Below are 14,410 nucleotides of genomic sequence, written 5' to 3' on the forward strand. Positions count from 1 at the left end.
ATGCGTCGTTTTCCGACAACGGTAATGGCAATTGGACTGGCGATCGCGCCCTTCGCGTCAATTGCGCAAGATCTGACGGACGAGCGGATCAAGGAGCTTGCCCTGCAGGCCATTCGGGAGAATCCGCAGATCATCATGGAAGCGGTGCAGATCCTGGAGGCCGAGCAGGCCGCCGCTCAGGCCCAAGCGCAATCCGAGGTTCTGAGTGACCAGCGCCAATTGCTCGAACAGGATCCGAATGCGCCGGTTCTTGGAAACCCGGACGGGGATGTGACCGTGGTCGAGTTCTTCGACTACAACTGCCCCTATTGCAAACGTGCCATGCCAGAGGTTCAGGGGCTGCTGGACGCCGATGACAACGTCAGGCTGGTCTATCGGGAATGGCCCATCCTCGGCGACGGATCGGTCTTCGCCGCCAAGGCTGCCTTGGCCTCGCGGGAGCAAGGCAAGTACGAGGAGTTCCACTGGGCTCTGATGGGTATGCAAGGGCGCGCTGAGGAAGCTTCCGTCATGAAAACTGCGGAGGAAATCGGCCTGGATGTCGAACGGCTGCGCGAAGACATGGAGGCCCCCGAGATCCAGGAGCATATCGCGACCTCCATGCGCCTGACACAGGCGCTTGGATTCAGCGGCACGCCGTCCTTCGTGATCGGGGACAACCTTGTGCCCGGCCTGGTCGAAGTGGACCAGCTCATTGCATTGGTCGAGGAGGCGCGCGAGGCGGCCGAATAGCATGACTGCGCGGAAACGGCGCCGCCTATTCCGGCGCCGGTCGCGCCTCAGGTCGCAGCCGGCGCTGCCACATCGTATCCCGCATCGCGGATCGCTTCGGAGACTGCCCGGTCGCTGAGAAAACTCTCGACCGCAACAGTTCGCGCTCCAACGTCGCACGAAACGGTCGCGGTGGGATCGATTGCCTTGATCGCCTTCTCGATGGCCGCGGTGCAATGCCCGCAACTCATTTCCGGAACACTGAAGTTGCTCATATCCGTCTCCTTCATTCGCATCGTCAGGTGATTGCTTCCAGTGTGGGAAGGTCAAGGGCGAAAAAAAAAGCGCCCCAGAAAGGTTGACCTTCCAGCAAGGGGAAGCCCTAGATATCATCCCCAGAGACGAAGGAGACCTTCATGCAAACCACACAAGACCTGCGGGTCTCTGTCCAGAACATGTCCTGCGCGTCCTGCGTCGGACGGGTCGAACGCACGCTCTTGGCCGTGCCCGGAATCGAGGAGGTGAGCGTGAACCTCGCGACCGAGACGGTGCAGGCCAGGATCGATTCCGCTCAGCGCCTGCCCGACGCGATCGACGCGCTTGAGCGGGCCGGCTATCCAGCCCGTACGCAGACCGTGCGCCTGAACGTTTCTTCCATGTCCTGCGCCTCCTGCGTCGGCCGTGTCGACAAGGCGCTGGCGGCGGTGCCCGGAGTTCTGGAGGTCGACGTCAATCTCGCCTCCGAGACCGCAACCGTGAACTATGTCGAGGGCGCGGTAGAGCTCTCTGATCTGCTGACAGCCGCCGGAGAGGCCGGCTATCCGGCAGAGGTGGCTGACGAGACATCCGCAGAGGATCGAGACGCACGCAAGGAAGGAGAGGCGCGCGATCTGGCCAGAAAGACAGCGTTCGCGGCGATCCTGGCTCTGCCTGTCTTCCTGCTCGAGATGGGAGCGCATCTGGTGCCGGGGATGCACGAAATGATCGGTCGCACGATCGGGCACCAGGCAAGCTGGATGATCCAGTTCGTGCTCACGACCATCGTGCTGTTCTGGCCCGGGCGCCACTTCTACACCAAGGGGTTCCCCGCGCTCTGGAAGGGTGCGCCGGATATGAACAGCCTCGTGGCCGTCGGCACCGGGGCGGCGTACCTCTATTCCGTGACCGCGCTCGTCGCACCCGCGTTGCTGCCCGAAGCCGCCCGCGCCGTCTATTTCGAGGCCGCGGCGGTGATCGTCGTGCTGATCCTTCTGGGCCGCTGGATGGAAGCGCGCGCCAAGGGCCGCACCGGTGCCGCGATTCAGAAACTGCTCGGTCTTCAGGCCCGCACCGCAAGGGTTCTGGTCGATGGCGAGCCTCAGGACGTTGCCATCGAGCAGATCCGCGCGGGCGATATCCTGGTTGTCCGGCCGGGCGAGCGTATCGCCGTGGACGGCGAGGTGACGGAGGGCACCGCGCATGTGGACGAGAGCATGATCACCGGGGAACCGGTTCCGGTCGCCAAGGCGCAGGGCGACCCCGTGACCGGCGGCACCGTCAACGGAACCGGCAGCTTCCAGTTCCGGGCTACACGTGTCGGTGCCGACACAACGCTGGCCCAGATCATCCGCATGGTGGAACAGGCGCAGGGCGCCAAGCTGCCTATCCAGGGCCTGGTGGACCGTATCACGCTGTGGTTCGTGCCGGCGGTCATGGGACTGGCCGCCGTGACCGTTCTGGTCTGGCTGCTTTTCGGCCCCTCCCCCGCTTTGTCCTACGCGCTGGTGGCGGGCGTGTCGGTCCTGATCATCGCCTGCCCCTGTGCCATGGGCCTTGCCACGCCAACCTCGATCATGGTGGGCACCGGGCGCGCGGCCGAGATGGGCGTGCTCTTTCGAAAGGGCGATGCGCTGCAACAACTGACCTCGGTGGATGTCGTCGCGCTGGACAAGACCGGCACCGTGACCCAAGGCCGCCCCGAACTGACCGACCTCGTTCTGGCCGACGGGTTCGAACGGGCCGAGGTGCTGGCGCTGGTCGCCGCGGTCGAAGCGCAGTCCGAACATCCCATTGCAGAAGCAATCGTTCGGGCGGGTGAGGCCGAGGGCGCTGCACGCCTCGATGTCGCAGGCTTCGCGTCATATACCGGCTACGGCGTGCAAGCCACGGTCTCCGGACGCGAGGTGCTGGTCGGCGCCGACCGCCTGATGGTCCGCGAAGGGCTGAGCATCAAGGAACTGGCAGACTCCGAGCGGCACCTTGCGCAGCAGGGTCGCACCGCGCTGTTTGCGGCTGTCGACGGGAAGGTCGCGGCGGTCATCGGCGTGGCCGATCCGGTGAAGCCCGCCAGCGCCGCCGCCATCGCCGCGCTGCACGGCCTCGGCCTGAAGGTCGCGATGATCACCGGGGACAAGCGCGAAACGGCCGAAGCAATTGCGCAGGAAACCAGCATCGATCACGTGATCGCGGGTGTCCTGCCCGATGGAAAGGTGGCCGCGCTGGACGCCCTGCGCGGCAACGGCGAACAGGTCGCCTTCGTCGGCGACGGCATCAACGACGCGCCCGCTCTGGCCCATGCGGATGTCGGGATAGCCATCGGCACGGGGACCGATGTGGCCATCGAATCCGCCGATGTGGTGCTGATGTCCGGAGATCTGCGCGGCGTGGTCAACGCCTTCGAAGTATCCCGCCGGACCATGCGCAATATCCGCCAGAACCTGTTCTGGGCCTTTGGCTACAACGTCGCGCTGATCCCCGTGGCGGCAGGCGTGCTCTTTCCGGCATTCGGGCTGTTGCTGTCGCCGGTGCTGGCTGCGGGCGCCATGGCGCTCAGTTCCGTCTTTGTGCTGACGAACGCCCTGCGGTTGCGCCGGGTCCGCCCCGTCATGGATGAAACCAATGCGTCAGATCGTGATGCGTCGGCTTCGCTGTCCCCGACGCCTGTCGCCGCTGAATAAGGAGGACCAAAATGAACATTGGAGATGTCGCCGCCCTTTCGGGTCTGCCGGCCAAAACGATCCGCTACTACGAGGATATCGGACTCGTGAAACCCCTGCGAAGTGCGAACGGCTATCGCACATTCCGTGAAAGCGACGCGCACAAGCTCGCGTTTCTCGGCCGGTCCCGTGCGCTCGGCTTCAGCATTGAGGACTGCCGCAATCTCCTTGCTCTCTATGAGGACGAAAAACGCGCCAGCGCCGAGGTCAAGGAGATCGCCGAGCAACATCTCAAACGGATCGACGAGAAGATCGCGGAACTTAAGGAAATGCGCGCGACCCTGGCTCACCTGGTGGACGCCTGTGCCGGGGACCACCGCCCGGATTGTCCGATCCTCGCCGATTTGGCAACGAAACAAAAAGACGAAGAGCATCTCAAGAAAACGGCCTAGCCGGATATTTGGGTTTGGCCTGGGCGATCCTCTTCGCGGTTGTGCTCTTCGGTTTGAGCGGACTTGTGCATGTCCGTGCGATGACTTTCGCAATGACGGCAACCAAGCGCGCTCCGTTCACGGCGCCGGGCCGCCTCTTGATTGCACTCTATACGCTCGGGACCGCCCACGTGGTTGAAGCCGGGCTCTACGCAGTGGGTTTCGGCCTGGGCGAGATCTTGGGTATCGGCGGTTTTGCTCAGGCGAACGTCGATACGTTCATGGACGTTTTCTATTTCTCTGTCGTGAATTACTCGTCCTTGGGATTGGGCGATATCTATCCGACCGGGCACCTACGATTCCTTGCGGGCGTCGAGGCCCTGAATGGCTTTCTCCTGATCAGCTGCTCTGCTTCCACGATCTTTCTCGTTGTCACAAGGGGGAAGGAGTAAGAGCGCCACGCGATCTGATACACAAGAAACGAGGTGGCACGGTGCTGTCAGACAGGTTCCAACCGGTCTCAGGTCCTCGGGAACAATGGGGCAGGTCAAGGCGTGTCGTACTCGTCTTTCAATGCCTTCAGCCGCTTGGCGTCCGAACCGACAATCAGCCGCCGAACCTAGGGCAAGCGCTGCAATGTTGGGGGATGTCGCGGGGACCGGCTTTTCATTCCATCAAGATTTCGATGAACACCAATCGTCTACAAGGGTCGGTGGCGGAGAGGAAGGGATTCGAACCCTCGAGACGGTTTCCCGCCTACACACTTTCCAGGCGTGCGCCTTCGACCACTCGGCCACCTCTCCGCCGGCGGGTCTATCCAATAACCCAGGGCCAGCGCAAGAGGGTTGGTTCAGAAAATCCGCACGCTGGCGACGAATGGCAGGTGGTCCGAGACCTCCTGCTTGAACCGCTCCCGGCCCATGCCGGGATGCTCGCTGTCGGTGTTCATCGTCCAGTGCATCGGGAACAGGCGCAGCGACCCGCGCACATAGTCCCGCGACCAGGTGCGCGAGATGGCGAAACCGTCCAGAAGGTTGGCCCGGCCCCGGTCGAGGATGTGCGAGAACCGGTCCTGCAGATCCCAGCACGAGATGAAATCCATCACGTCATCGCCGCCCAGAAGGTGGAAATTGCTGACATCCTGGCCGGGGATCATGTTGAAATCGCCCATCAGCATCAGTGTGTGGTGGCCCAGGCCTGGCGTGTCGCGCACGGTCGAGAGGTACTGCCCGATCACCGCACATTGGCTGTCGCGCAGGACCTGGTCGGCCTTGTCGCGGCCCGATTTCAGGTGCACGCCGACCACCACGGCCTTGAACCCGCCGATGCGGACCCGGGCGGCCAGGGCCAGCCGTCCGTCGGCGTAGGCCCCGTTCGAGCCCGGGATAAACCCGATGTCGGTCAGCTCGACGCCCGGTTTGTAGAGAAAGCCGATGTTGAGATGCGAGGCCGGCTGCGGCAGGATCGCCACCTGGTAGGCGACGCCATAGTCATCGCGCAGACGGTCGGCCAGATTCTGGATATGCTCGATCGGGCGCACTTCGACCAGCGTGACCAGTTCGGCATCGAGCAGCGCCAGCCCTTCGGCCTGCCGGGCGGCGCGGGTGTCCGAGGTGGTCTGGAACCCGGCCAGGTTCCACACCGCGACCCGGGCGATGGCATGTTGGAACTGCGGCATGGCGGGCCCTTTGCGTCGGGGAATCCGGTGCCAGCATGACACAACCGCAAGGCGCAATCCAGCGCGGGCGTGGCTCAGCCCAGGTGCAGGTAGACGCGGCGGTTCTGGCGCCCCTTCTTCTCGATCCTGCCGAGGCGGATCCGGCCGATCTCACCCGTGCGCGCGACATGGGTGCCGCCGCAGGGCTGCAGGTCGACCTGGTCCGCGCCCTGCCCGATCCGGATCAGGCGGACCCGGCCCGCACCGCGCGGGGGCTGGACAGACATCGTCTTGACCAGGCCGGGATTGGCGTCCAGCTCGGCCTCGGTGATCCAGTCCTCGGTCACCGGCAGGTCACGGTCGATCAGCACCTGCAGGCGCGCCTGCAGCGCCGCCTTGTCGTCCGGCGCCTCGGGCATGTTGAAATCCAGCCGCCCCTTGTCGGCGCCGACCGATCCGCCGGTGACCTCGAGCGGGATCACCACGGACAGTAGGTGCAGCGCGGTGTGAACCCGCATGTGGCCAAGGCGCCGGTCCCAGTCGATTGTCTGCGCCACGGAGGTCCCAACCGGCGGCGGGGCATCGTCGCCGGCCGGCATCAGCACGATGGCGCCGTCCTCGCCCTTGACGGCGGCTGCCACTTCGAACCGGCCGCCGTCCCAGTCCAGTGCGCCACTGTCGCCCGGCTGGCCGCCTCCGGTCGGGTAGAACAGCGCACGGTCGAGAATGACGCCGCCCTCATCGGTACGGGCCAGAACCGTCCCCGTCGCCTGACGGCCATAGGGATCCCTGAGGTAAAGCGGCTCAGATCTCATCGCCCTCGCCCTGATCGAGATCGGACTCGGTCATGCCCACGGGACGGGATTTCTGCCGGTCGCCCGAGGCGGTGGCATTGTCTTCGTCCGCGACCGGCGCCGTGTCCTCGCGCCCGGTGCGCAGCACCTCGGGGTTGCGCAGCCACAGGTCGCGCTGCGCGAACGGAATCTCCAGGCCGGCCTCGGCAAAGCGCTTCGCGATGTCGTGGTTCATGTCCGACTTCACCGACAGCACCCAGTTGACGTCGCGCAGCACCGCGCGGATCTCGAAATCCAGGCTGTCCGCGCCGAAGCCCTGGAACACGACCGAGGGTGCGGGGTTGGCCAGGACCATCGGGTGGTCATTGGCGATCTCGTCCAGGATCTTCTCGACCTGCCGGGTGTCCGAGCCGTAGGCCACGCCCACCGGAACGATCACACGGCCCACGGTGTTGCCGCGGGTATAATTGGTGACCGAACCCGAGATCAGGTCCGAGTTCGGAATGATGACGTCGCTGCGGTCGAAGGTCTCGATCCGGGTCGAGCGTACCGAGATGTCGCGGACATATCCCATCTGCCCGTTCACGTCGATCCAGTCGCCCTTGGAGATCGGGCGCTCGATCAGCAGGATGATACCAGAGACGAAATTCGACACGATGGTCTGCAGGCCGAAACCGATACCCACGGACAGGGCACCGGCGACGATGGCCAGCGACGACAGGTCAAAACCCGCCCAGGTGATTGCGATCACGGCCGCCAGGAAGATCCCGACATAGCCGGTGCCGGCAACGATGGCGTTCTGCCCGCCGGGATCGATGCGCGTCTTGGGCAGGAGCGAGGCGCGCAGCCCGCCCTGCAACAGGCGGGTCAGCGTATAGCCCACGGCAAAGACGACCACAAAAACCATGAAATTGCTGGGCGATATGGTGACCCCGCCAATGTCGAACCCGGCCATCAGGCGCGACCACATCTCGGTCAGGTCCGCCTCGCGCGCGCCCCAGTAGAGCGCCAGGAGCGGCAAAGCCAGGGCGGCAAGGACAAAGCCCACCATGACCGAGAACAGCGACTCGCGCGCCGAGTCCCCCTTGCGGGTGATCCACCCGTAGAGGTTGGTCAGGAACCGGTGCACGATCACCAGTGCTGCGATCAGAGCAAGCGACTTGACCGACGGGTAGACGATGGCCTCGGCGGCAAACACATACCCGGCCGCGGCCAGAACCGGAGACAGCGCGCCGAGGATGAACAGGATCCTGCGCACCAGTTCCGCGGCACTTCCAAAACCGGGAAGCGCGCCGTCATCGTCGTCACCCTCCTCGGCGGCTTCGCGCAGGCCGCGGCGGCGGATCTGCAGCAGCCGCAGCAGGAGCAGCCCCGTCACCAGGATCACCGGGAAGGCGATTACCGAGCGCGTGGCGTCCGAAATCTGCTCGATCTTCTCGAACAGCTGGACGAATTCGTGCAGCACCAGCATGCTGGCCAGCAGGCCCACATAGGTCCGCATCTCGATCAGGCGGGCGGGCGACAGGCTGCCCTTCCCGTCGGCCAGCCGCATCACGTAGAGCTGCCGCCAGATCCAGTCGAAATAGAAAATGATGGCCGCCCAATAGGGCACGTTTTCCAGGATCAGCGAGCCGCGCACACCCGGAATTCCGCTCAGGAGCGCCGCAACGACCAGCGCCAGCACGCCCATCCACGGCAGCAGGATCCGCGTGAGCGATACCGCGAAGGTCCACACGCCCGAGCCGTTGCCGCCCAATTGACGCAGGTAGTCGCCCATGCGCTCGGACCCGCGCCGGCCGAAAGCGATCAGCAGCAAACCCACAACAACCAGTCCAATCAGAACCGGGAGCCGCTCGTTGATCTGCTCGCGGGTGGTCGCGCTCTTCATGTTCGTCGTGGTTTCGTGCCAGAGCGCCGTCATGGCCTGGCTCACGTCGCCGAAGGCGGTCGGCCAATGCACCGGATTCAGCGGCGATGGCGCGCGCGACAGGAACTCCTTGGTGTTGCGGCCCCGGATGATCTGGTCGATCTCCGAGATCAGCCCGTTGGCCCGGCTGTGGGCCTCTTCAGAGACGACCCGCGGCACCCTCAGCTTGGTCAGCTGTTCGTTGAGGTTTTTCCGAAGCTCGGCGATGTCGGGCGCCTCTGTCTCGCCCTCTTCGGGCGGCGGTCCCAGCGCATCGATCTGGGCCTGCAGAGTCTCGATGCGCTCGCTGTTCTGCTTGCGGGCCCGGTTGAAGACCTCGCGGTATTCGTCGATATCGGATCGCAACTGCTCCAGCGCTGCGCTCGACGCGCGGTCGGCCTCGATCACCGTCTCGGCGCGCTCGGCCAGCTTGAGCCAGTCCTGGTAGTAGTCGCGGTTGCGCTCGGACAGCTGCGCATCGGCGGCACCGGCCAGAGCGAATGTCAGGCCGGCAAGCAGGACCAACAGGAGGCGCCGCGCCATTGGCACGTCAGGTGTCCTCGAACACGCCGGGGATCGAGCGCGGCGCTTCGGTCATCCAGTCCGGCACCGGCAGCTCCTTCTCGCGCAGGAAGTCGGGATTGAAGAGCTTGGACTGATAGCGCGTGCCATAGTCGCACAGGATGGTCACGATGGTGTGGCCCGGCCCCAGCTCACGCGCCAGGCGCACCGCGCCGGCGATGTTGATCGCGGTCGAGCCGCCCTGGACCAGCCCCTCGTGACGCAGCAGGTCGAACACATAGGGCAGCGCCTCGGTGTCGCTCACCTGCCAGGCGAAATCGGGCGTGAACCCTTCCAGGTTGCGCGTGATCCGCACCTGCCCGATCCCCTCGGCGATCGAGCCGCCCTCGGTCTTCAACTCGCCGGTGGTGTAGTAGGAATAGAGCGCGGCGCCCATCGGGTCGGCCAGACCGATCTTGACGCCCTTGGGCTGCAGCACCTCGGCCACTCCCGCCAGGGTGCCGCCCGAGCCCACGGCGCAGACGAACCCGTCGACCTTGCCGCCGGTCTGCTCCCAGATCTCGGGACCGGTGGTTTCCACATGCGCCTGCCGGTTGGCCACGTTGTCGAACTGGTTGGCCCAGATCGCGCCGTTGGGCTCGGACTCGTTGAGCTGTTCGGCCAGGCGGCGAGAGTAATGCACGAAGTTGTTGGGGTTGCGATAAGGCGCCGCCGGCACCTGCACCAGCTGTGCGCCCGCCAGGCGCAGCATGTCCTTCTTTTCCTCGGACTGGGTTTCGGGGATCACGATCACCGTCTTGAATCCCATCGCCGCACCCACCAGCGCCAGGCCGATCCCGGTATTGCCGGCCGTGCCCTCGACGATCACGCCGCCGGGCTTGAGCGCGCCGCGCGCCAGCGCGTCACGGATGATATAGAGCGCCGCCCGGTCCTTGACCGATTGGCCGGGATTCATGAATTCCGCCTTGCCCAGGATCTCGCACCCGGTTTCCTCGCTGACCTGGCGCAGCCGGATCAGAGGTGTGTTGCCGACCGCGTCGGCCAGGTCGCGTGCGATGCGCATGGTGCCCCCTTATGTCACGTGACCCTGATGTAGCCCCCTGCCCGCGCAACCTCAAGCCAAGACCTGAGGCGCCCGCGTTCAACCGCCGGCGCGCAGGCGGTCGCGGTGACGGGCCAGCCAGTTGGCCAGAGCGACCAGCGGCATGTCGTTGACCTCGAACGCATCGAGACGCCGCATGAGGTCCGCGAAGGGCACGATCGCGCTGCGGATATCCTCGCCCTCGCTCTCCACCCCGCCGTTTTCGGTGGTCTCGGTCAGATCGGCCAGACCGACGAACAGGTGCAGGAATTCGGTCGAGGATCCGGTGGAGGAATAGGCCCGGCCCGCAGGCTCCAGCCGCCCCAGTTCCAGGTGCGCCTCTTCCAGCGCCTCGCGGCGGGCGGCCTGCTCGGGCGTCTCGCCGGGATCGACCATGCCGGCCACGGGCTCCCAGATCCAGGGCGCCGGGTCGCCGATCATGTAGACCGGGGCGCGGAACTGCTCGACCAGAAGAACCGTGTCGCGGACCGGATCATAGGGCAGAACCACCGCCGCCTGCCCCTGCATCAAGGCGGCGCGGGTCAGTCGCTCGGTCAAACCGCCGCTGTTGCGCCGGTGGCGGAGCTCTATCTCGTCCAACCCGAAATAGTTCAGATAGGCGCGGTCGTGGCGATCGACCACAACATCGCGCGCAAAGTCGCGCTCAGGGTCGGCAGGTCGCGCCTCGGCCGCCAGCCGCGCCGCGGCGCGGGTCCGGATGGCCGGAAAGCTGCGCGCGATCTCGGCGGCGCTGCGTCGGCCGAAGAACGCCATGACCTCGCGCGCGGCGTGCAATGTCATCGGCCCCCAATCCCGCACCCAGTCCTCGAGCACCCAGGGTGGACCGGCGGGATACTTGCCCTCGGGCGGGAAGAAGACCCGCGCCTGCGCCTCGGTGCCGTCGTCCCGCCGCACGGTGCAGATGCGCAGGTCATAGTCGAACCCGCCCTCGTAATAGGCCAGCCGCGCCAGGTCGGTTTCGGACAGGTCGCGGACAAGCAGACCCCGGGCACTTGCCTCGGGATCGGCCACGATCATCGGAAAGGGCTGGTCGCGCACGCTCAGAACCGCGTGGCCGGGCAATGCGACCTCGGCCATGTCGACCTCGGCCGCGGGTCGACCCAGGACGATCTCCAGCAGCGGGGCAAAGCACAACGTGCCGTAAAAAGCCAGGTCCATCGGCCCGATGCTCCTATGCGCGCGGGGTCAGCGCCACTGGCGCCAGGCGAATTCGGTCGCCAGACCGCTTATCACGCCGCCGATCAGCAGGGTCATCAGGATGGTGACGGTCATGGTCGCAAAGCCGTATTCGATGCCGATCTTGAAACTGTCCAGTATGGCCTCGAACGGGCCGTCATAGCGGTTGCGCAGCGCGTTCTGGACCATCGCATAGACACCCTGCACGAACAGCCCCCAGAACAGCAGCGCCACGACGCCGGTCAGCCCGTTGTTGACAGCGGCGCCCCAGCCCTTGCCGGCCCGCTTGCCCATCACGATCCAGCCGCAAAGCACGCCCAGCAGGATGTTGACATAGGTGAAATACCCGAAATCGGTGATCTCCTCCATCACGGCCATCACCTGGCCCGACACGATGAAGGCGATCAGCGCCAGGCTCACGGCGGCAACAAGGCGTGCAGCGTCGGGCATTCTGGATTGTCTCTGCTCAGTTGGGTCTTGCCACGGTCACTTGTCTCACGTCGCAGCATCCCGTGTCAAAGGCGGCACCGCAAGAGGTGAGGTAGAAATTCCACATCCTGCGGAACCGCTCGTCAAAGCCCAGGGCGGCGATCCGGTCCCATTGCTCGTTGAAGGTCTCGTGCCAGCGCCGCAGCGTCAGGTCATAGCTCCTGGCGAATTCCTTGTGCCGGACATAATCCAGTCCGGCGCGGCCAACCTGCTCGCGCAACACCGAGGGCGATGGCAGCATGCCGCCGGGAAAGATGTATTTCTGAATGAAGTCGATGCCGTTGCGATAGATCTCCCAGCGGCGATCGGCCACGGTGATGATCTGCAATGTCGCGCGCTTGCCGGGCTTCAACCGGTCGCGCACGGTGTCGAAATAGACCGGCCAGTATTGCTGTCCCACCGCCTCGAACATCTCGATCGACGCGATGCCGTCATAGCTGCCGCGCTCGTCGCGATAGTCCTGCAATTTCAGCTCGACTCTGTCGGAAAGTCCCGCTTTTTCAATGCGCTGCGTGGCATAGTTCAGCTGTTCCTGGCTGATGGTCAGACCAGTCACACGCAGACCGCGCTCGCGCGCCGCATATTCGGCGAAGCCACCCCATCCGCAGCCGATTTCCAGGATATGATCCCCCGGCTGCGCGCCCATCTCGTCGACCATGCTGGCGTATTTCGCGCTCTGGGCCTTTTCCAGGCTCTCCTGCCCGGTCTCGAAGATGGCGCTGGAATAGGTCATCGTGTCGTCCAGCCACAGCGCGTAGAAATCGTTCCCCAGATCATAGTGATGCGCGATGTTCCGGCGCGCCTGGCGCCGGTTGTTGCGGTGCAGCCAGAAGCGCAGGCGCTCATAGGCGCGGGCAAGGGCCTGGCCGGGGAAACTGTCATAGACGGTCTCGTCGCCCAGATGCACCAGGTCCATGAACGCGCGCAGGTCCGGCGTGCTCCAGTCGCCGTCCATATAGGCGTCGGAAAACCCAAGCTCGCCCTCGCGAATCAAGCGCGCGAACACCTCGGGGTCGTGGATGTCGATCTGCGCCACCGGACCCGGGTTCGCCCCCTCGGCGCGGAACACCCGCCCGTCGGGCAGCGCGATGTCGATCCGCCCGGAATTCATCTCTCCGAGCATCCGCATCACATGGGTGAAGTACCTGGGCAGGTTCTTCTGCCCGTCTGTCGATGTCAGGACCATCCGCTCTCCCCGTTGCGGCCTGTAGTAAAAGCTAGGCCGATTGTCCGAATCTGGCAAGGTTTCGCGCGACTTGGCTCAGAAGTCGCGGTTCTCGTAGGCGTTCAGCGCCGCCGCGCGGCCGTCGCGCGCGCTGACGATCGGAGCCGGGTAATCGTCGCCCGGAGACATGGCCCAGCTGCGCGGGATCGCGTCAAAATAGCTGAGCGCCGTCTTGGTCGGGTCCGCCTGCCCCTCGGCGATCCAGCGGCGCCGATAGGTGCCGTCGGGATCGAACTTCTCGGCCTGGGTCTCGGGATTGAAGACCCGGAAATAGGGCGCGGCATCGGGGCCGGAACCGGCCACCCACTGCCAGCCCATCGCGTTGCTGGCGGGGTCCCAGTCGACCAGGCAATCCTCGAACCAGTCCATCCCGACTTTCCAATGCGTCATCAGGTGCTTGGTCAGGTAGCTTGCGACGACCATGCGGGCGCGGTTGTGCATGCGGCCGGTGCCATACATCTCGCGCATGGCGGCATCGACAAAGGCCATGCCTGTGCGCCCGCGCTTCCACGCCTTGATCTCGGCCGCACGCTCGTCGGTCTTCCACGGAAAGCCATCCCAATCGGGCCGCCAGTTGCGGTTGAGCAGTTCGGGCGTGTGATACATCAGGTGATAGGCGAACTCGCGCCAGACCAGTTCCTTGAGGAAATGCTCGGCCCCCGAGGCGCCCTCTTCGCGGGCGCGCAGCCCCGCCTGCCAGATCCGGCGCGGCCCGATCTCGCCCAGCGACAGGTATTCCGACAGGTTCGAGGTGGCGTCCAGATCGGGCCGGTTGCGGTCGTTCTTGTAGGTTTCGATGGCGCCGCCGCAGAACCGGTAGAGCCGGTCGAGCGCCGCCTCCTCGCCTGGCGAGACATGCGCGCGCACCACCTCGGCCCCCCGGTTCATCGCCGCGCCGAGGCGCCAATCCTCCAGCTTGTCCGATTGCGGCCAGCTCTCGGGCGCGGGGATCTGCGCCGGGGCACGGTCGGGTGCGGCCACGTCGCGCGACTTCACCGCCCGCCAGAACGGCGAATAGACGCGGTAGGGTTTGCCCTCACCGGTGGAGACGGTCCAGGGCTCGAACAGCAGGTGGCCGGCAAAGGAGCGGGCGTCGAGCCCGGTCTGCCCCAGCGACTGCTTGATCTCGCTGTCGCGGGCAATCGCGTCGGGATCATAGGCCCGGCTCCACCAGATTGCGGTCGCGCCGGTTTCCGCGACCAGCGCGCGCAGGGTCTCCAAAGCGTTGCCGCGACGTAGGATCAGGCGGCTGCCCTTCTCGTCCAGCCGCGCGGCGAACGCCGCCAGTCCCAGGCCCAGCCGCCATTTCGGCGCGGCGCCCAGGGCATCGACCTGACCGTCGTGGATGAAGATTGGGATCACCGGGCGCTTCGTGGCGCAGGCGGCGGCAAAACCGGGATGGTCCGACAGGCGCAGGTCGCGTCGGAACCAGAACAAGATCGGGTTGGAGTCGCTCATCTTCCCTCGCTTTTTCAAGTCGAT

The 14,410-nt window shown here is 65.3% G+C and carries 13 protein-coding genes and 1 tRNA gene; 4 read left to right on the forward strand and 10 right to left on the reverse strand.

The genetic code is table 11. The features are described 5' to 3' along the window. Nucleotides 1-732 (forward strand): DsbA family protein, encoded by a 732-nt coding sequence (locus tag BMX57_RS00565; RefSeq protein WP_092361482.1) that lies wholly within the window; start codon nt 1-3, stop codon nt 730-732. A gap of 47 nt (nt 733-779) precedes the next feature. Here the strand turns inward: BMX57_RS00565 and BMX57_RS00570 are convergent, their stop codons facing one another. Continuing rightward, a complete protein-coding gene (locus tag BMX57_RS00570) occupies nt 780-986 on the reverse strand; it encodes a heavy-metal-associated domain-containing protein (RefSeq protein ID WP_092361484.1) in 207 nt (68 codons plus the stop codon). Between the two features lie 141 nt (nt 987-1,127). Between BMX57_RS00570 and BMX57_RS00575 the strand changes: the two genes are divergently transcribed. The 3 genes from BMX57_RS00575 to BMX57_RS00585 are packed head-to-tail and all read left to right on the forward strand — an operon-like array spanning nt 1,128 to nt 4,509. Continuing rightward, the gene (locus tag BMX57_RS00575; RefSeq protein ID WP_092361486.1) at nt 1,128-3,647 is read left to right on the forward strand and encodes a heavy metal translocating P-type ATPase; all 2,520 of its coding nucleotides are present in this window, start codon (nt 1,128-1,130) and stop codon (nt 3,645-3,647) included. An 11-nt stretch (nt 3,648-3,658) separates the two neighbouring features. Continuing rightward, complete coding sequence (gene cueR / locus BMX57_RS00580; protein ID WP_092361488.1) at nt 3,659-4,078, forward strand: Cu(I)-responsive transcriptional regulator; 420 nt, start codon at nt 3,659-3,661, stop codon at nt 4,076-4,078. A gap of 14 nt (nt 4,079-4,092) precedes the next feature. Continuing rightward, nucleotides 4,093-4,509 carry an ion channel gene (locus tag BMX57_RS00585; protein WP_092361490.1) on the forward strand — a complete coding sequence of 139 codons (417 nt, stop codon included), beginning with the start codon at nt 4,093-4,095 and terminating at the stop codon, nt 4,507-4,509. A gap of 261 nt (nt 4,510-4,770) precedes the next feature. Here BMX57_RS00585 and BMX57_RS00590 read toward each other — a convergent pair. From BMX57_RS00590 to BMX57_RS00630, 9 genes are all read right to left on the reverse strand, one after another. Beyond that, a tRNA-Ser gene (locus BMX57_RS00590) sits at nt 4,771-4,860 on the reverse strand. A gap of 47 nt (nt 4,861-4,907) precedes the next feature. Next, a complete protein-coding gene (locus BMX57_RS00595) occupies nt 4,908-5,735 on the reverse strand; it encodes an exonuclease/endonuclease/phosphatase family protein (RefSeq protein ID WP_092361492.1) in 828 nt (275 codons plus the stop codon). A gap of 74 nt (nt 5,736-5,809) precedes the next feature. After that, a complete protein-coding gene (locus tag BMX57_RS00600; protein WP_092361494.1) occupies nt 5,810-6,529 on the reverse strand; it encodes an alanyl-tRNA editing protein in 720 nt (239 codons plus the stop codon). Next, entirely contained in the window at nt 6,519-8,957 is a 2,439-nt protein-coding gene (locus BMX57_RS00605) for a DUF3772 domain-containing protein (protein ID WP_092361496.1), read from the reverse strand. Before BMX57_RS00605 ends, BMX57_RS00600 begins: the two co-directional genes overlap by 11 nt. Nucleotides 8,958-8,964: 7 nt before the next feature. Further along, nucleotides 8,965-9,999: a cysteine synthase A gene (locus BMX57_RS00610; RefSeq protein WP_092361498.1), complete on the reverse strand. Its 1,035-nt coding sequence runs from the start codon at nt 9,997-9,999 to the stop codon at nt 8,965-8,967. Nucleotides 10,000-10,077: 78 nt separating this feature from the next. Next, nucleotides 10,078-11,196: an NUDIX domain-containing protein gene (locus tag BMX57_RS00615; RefSeq protein WP_092361499.1), complete on the reverse strand. Its 1,119-nt coding sequence runs from the start codon at nt 11,194-11,196 to the stop codon at nt 10,078-10,080. Between the two features lie 27 nt (nt 11,197-11,223). Continuing rightward, nucleotides 11,224-11,664, reverse strand: a complete 441-nt coding sequence (locus tag BMX57_RS00620; protein WP_092361501.1) for a TrgA family protein — start codon at nt 11,662-11,664, stop codon at nt 11,224-11,226. A gap of 16 nt (nt 11,665-11,680) precedes the next feature. Continuing rightward, complete coding sequence (locus BMX57_RS00625) at nt 11,681-12,889, reverse strand: SAM-dependent methyltransferase (protein WP_092361503.1); 1,209 nt, start codon at nt 12,887-12,889, stop codon at nt 11,681-11,683. Nucleotides 12,890-12,964: 75 nt separating this feature from the next. After that, entirely contained in the window at nt 12,965-14,386 is a 1,422-nt protein-coding gene (locus BMX57_RS00630) for a cryptochrome/photolyase family protein (protein WP_092361505.1), read from the reverse strand. Nucleotides 14,387-14,410 lie beyond the last annotated feature (24 nt).

This window comes from Cribrihabitans marinus (genome assembly GCF_900109035.1).
In the GTDB taxonomy this organism is placed as follows: Bacteria; Pseudomonadota; Alphaproteobacteria; order Rhodobacterales; family Rhodobacteraceae; genus Cribrihabitans; species Cribrihabitans marinus.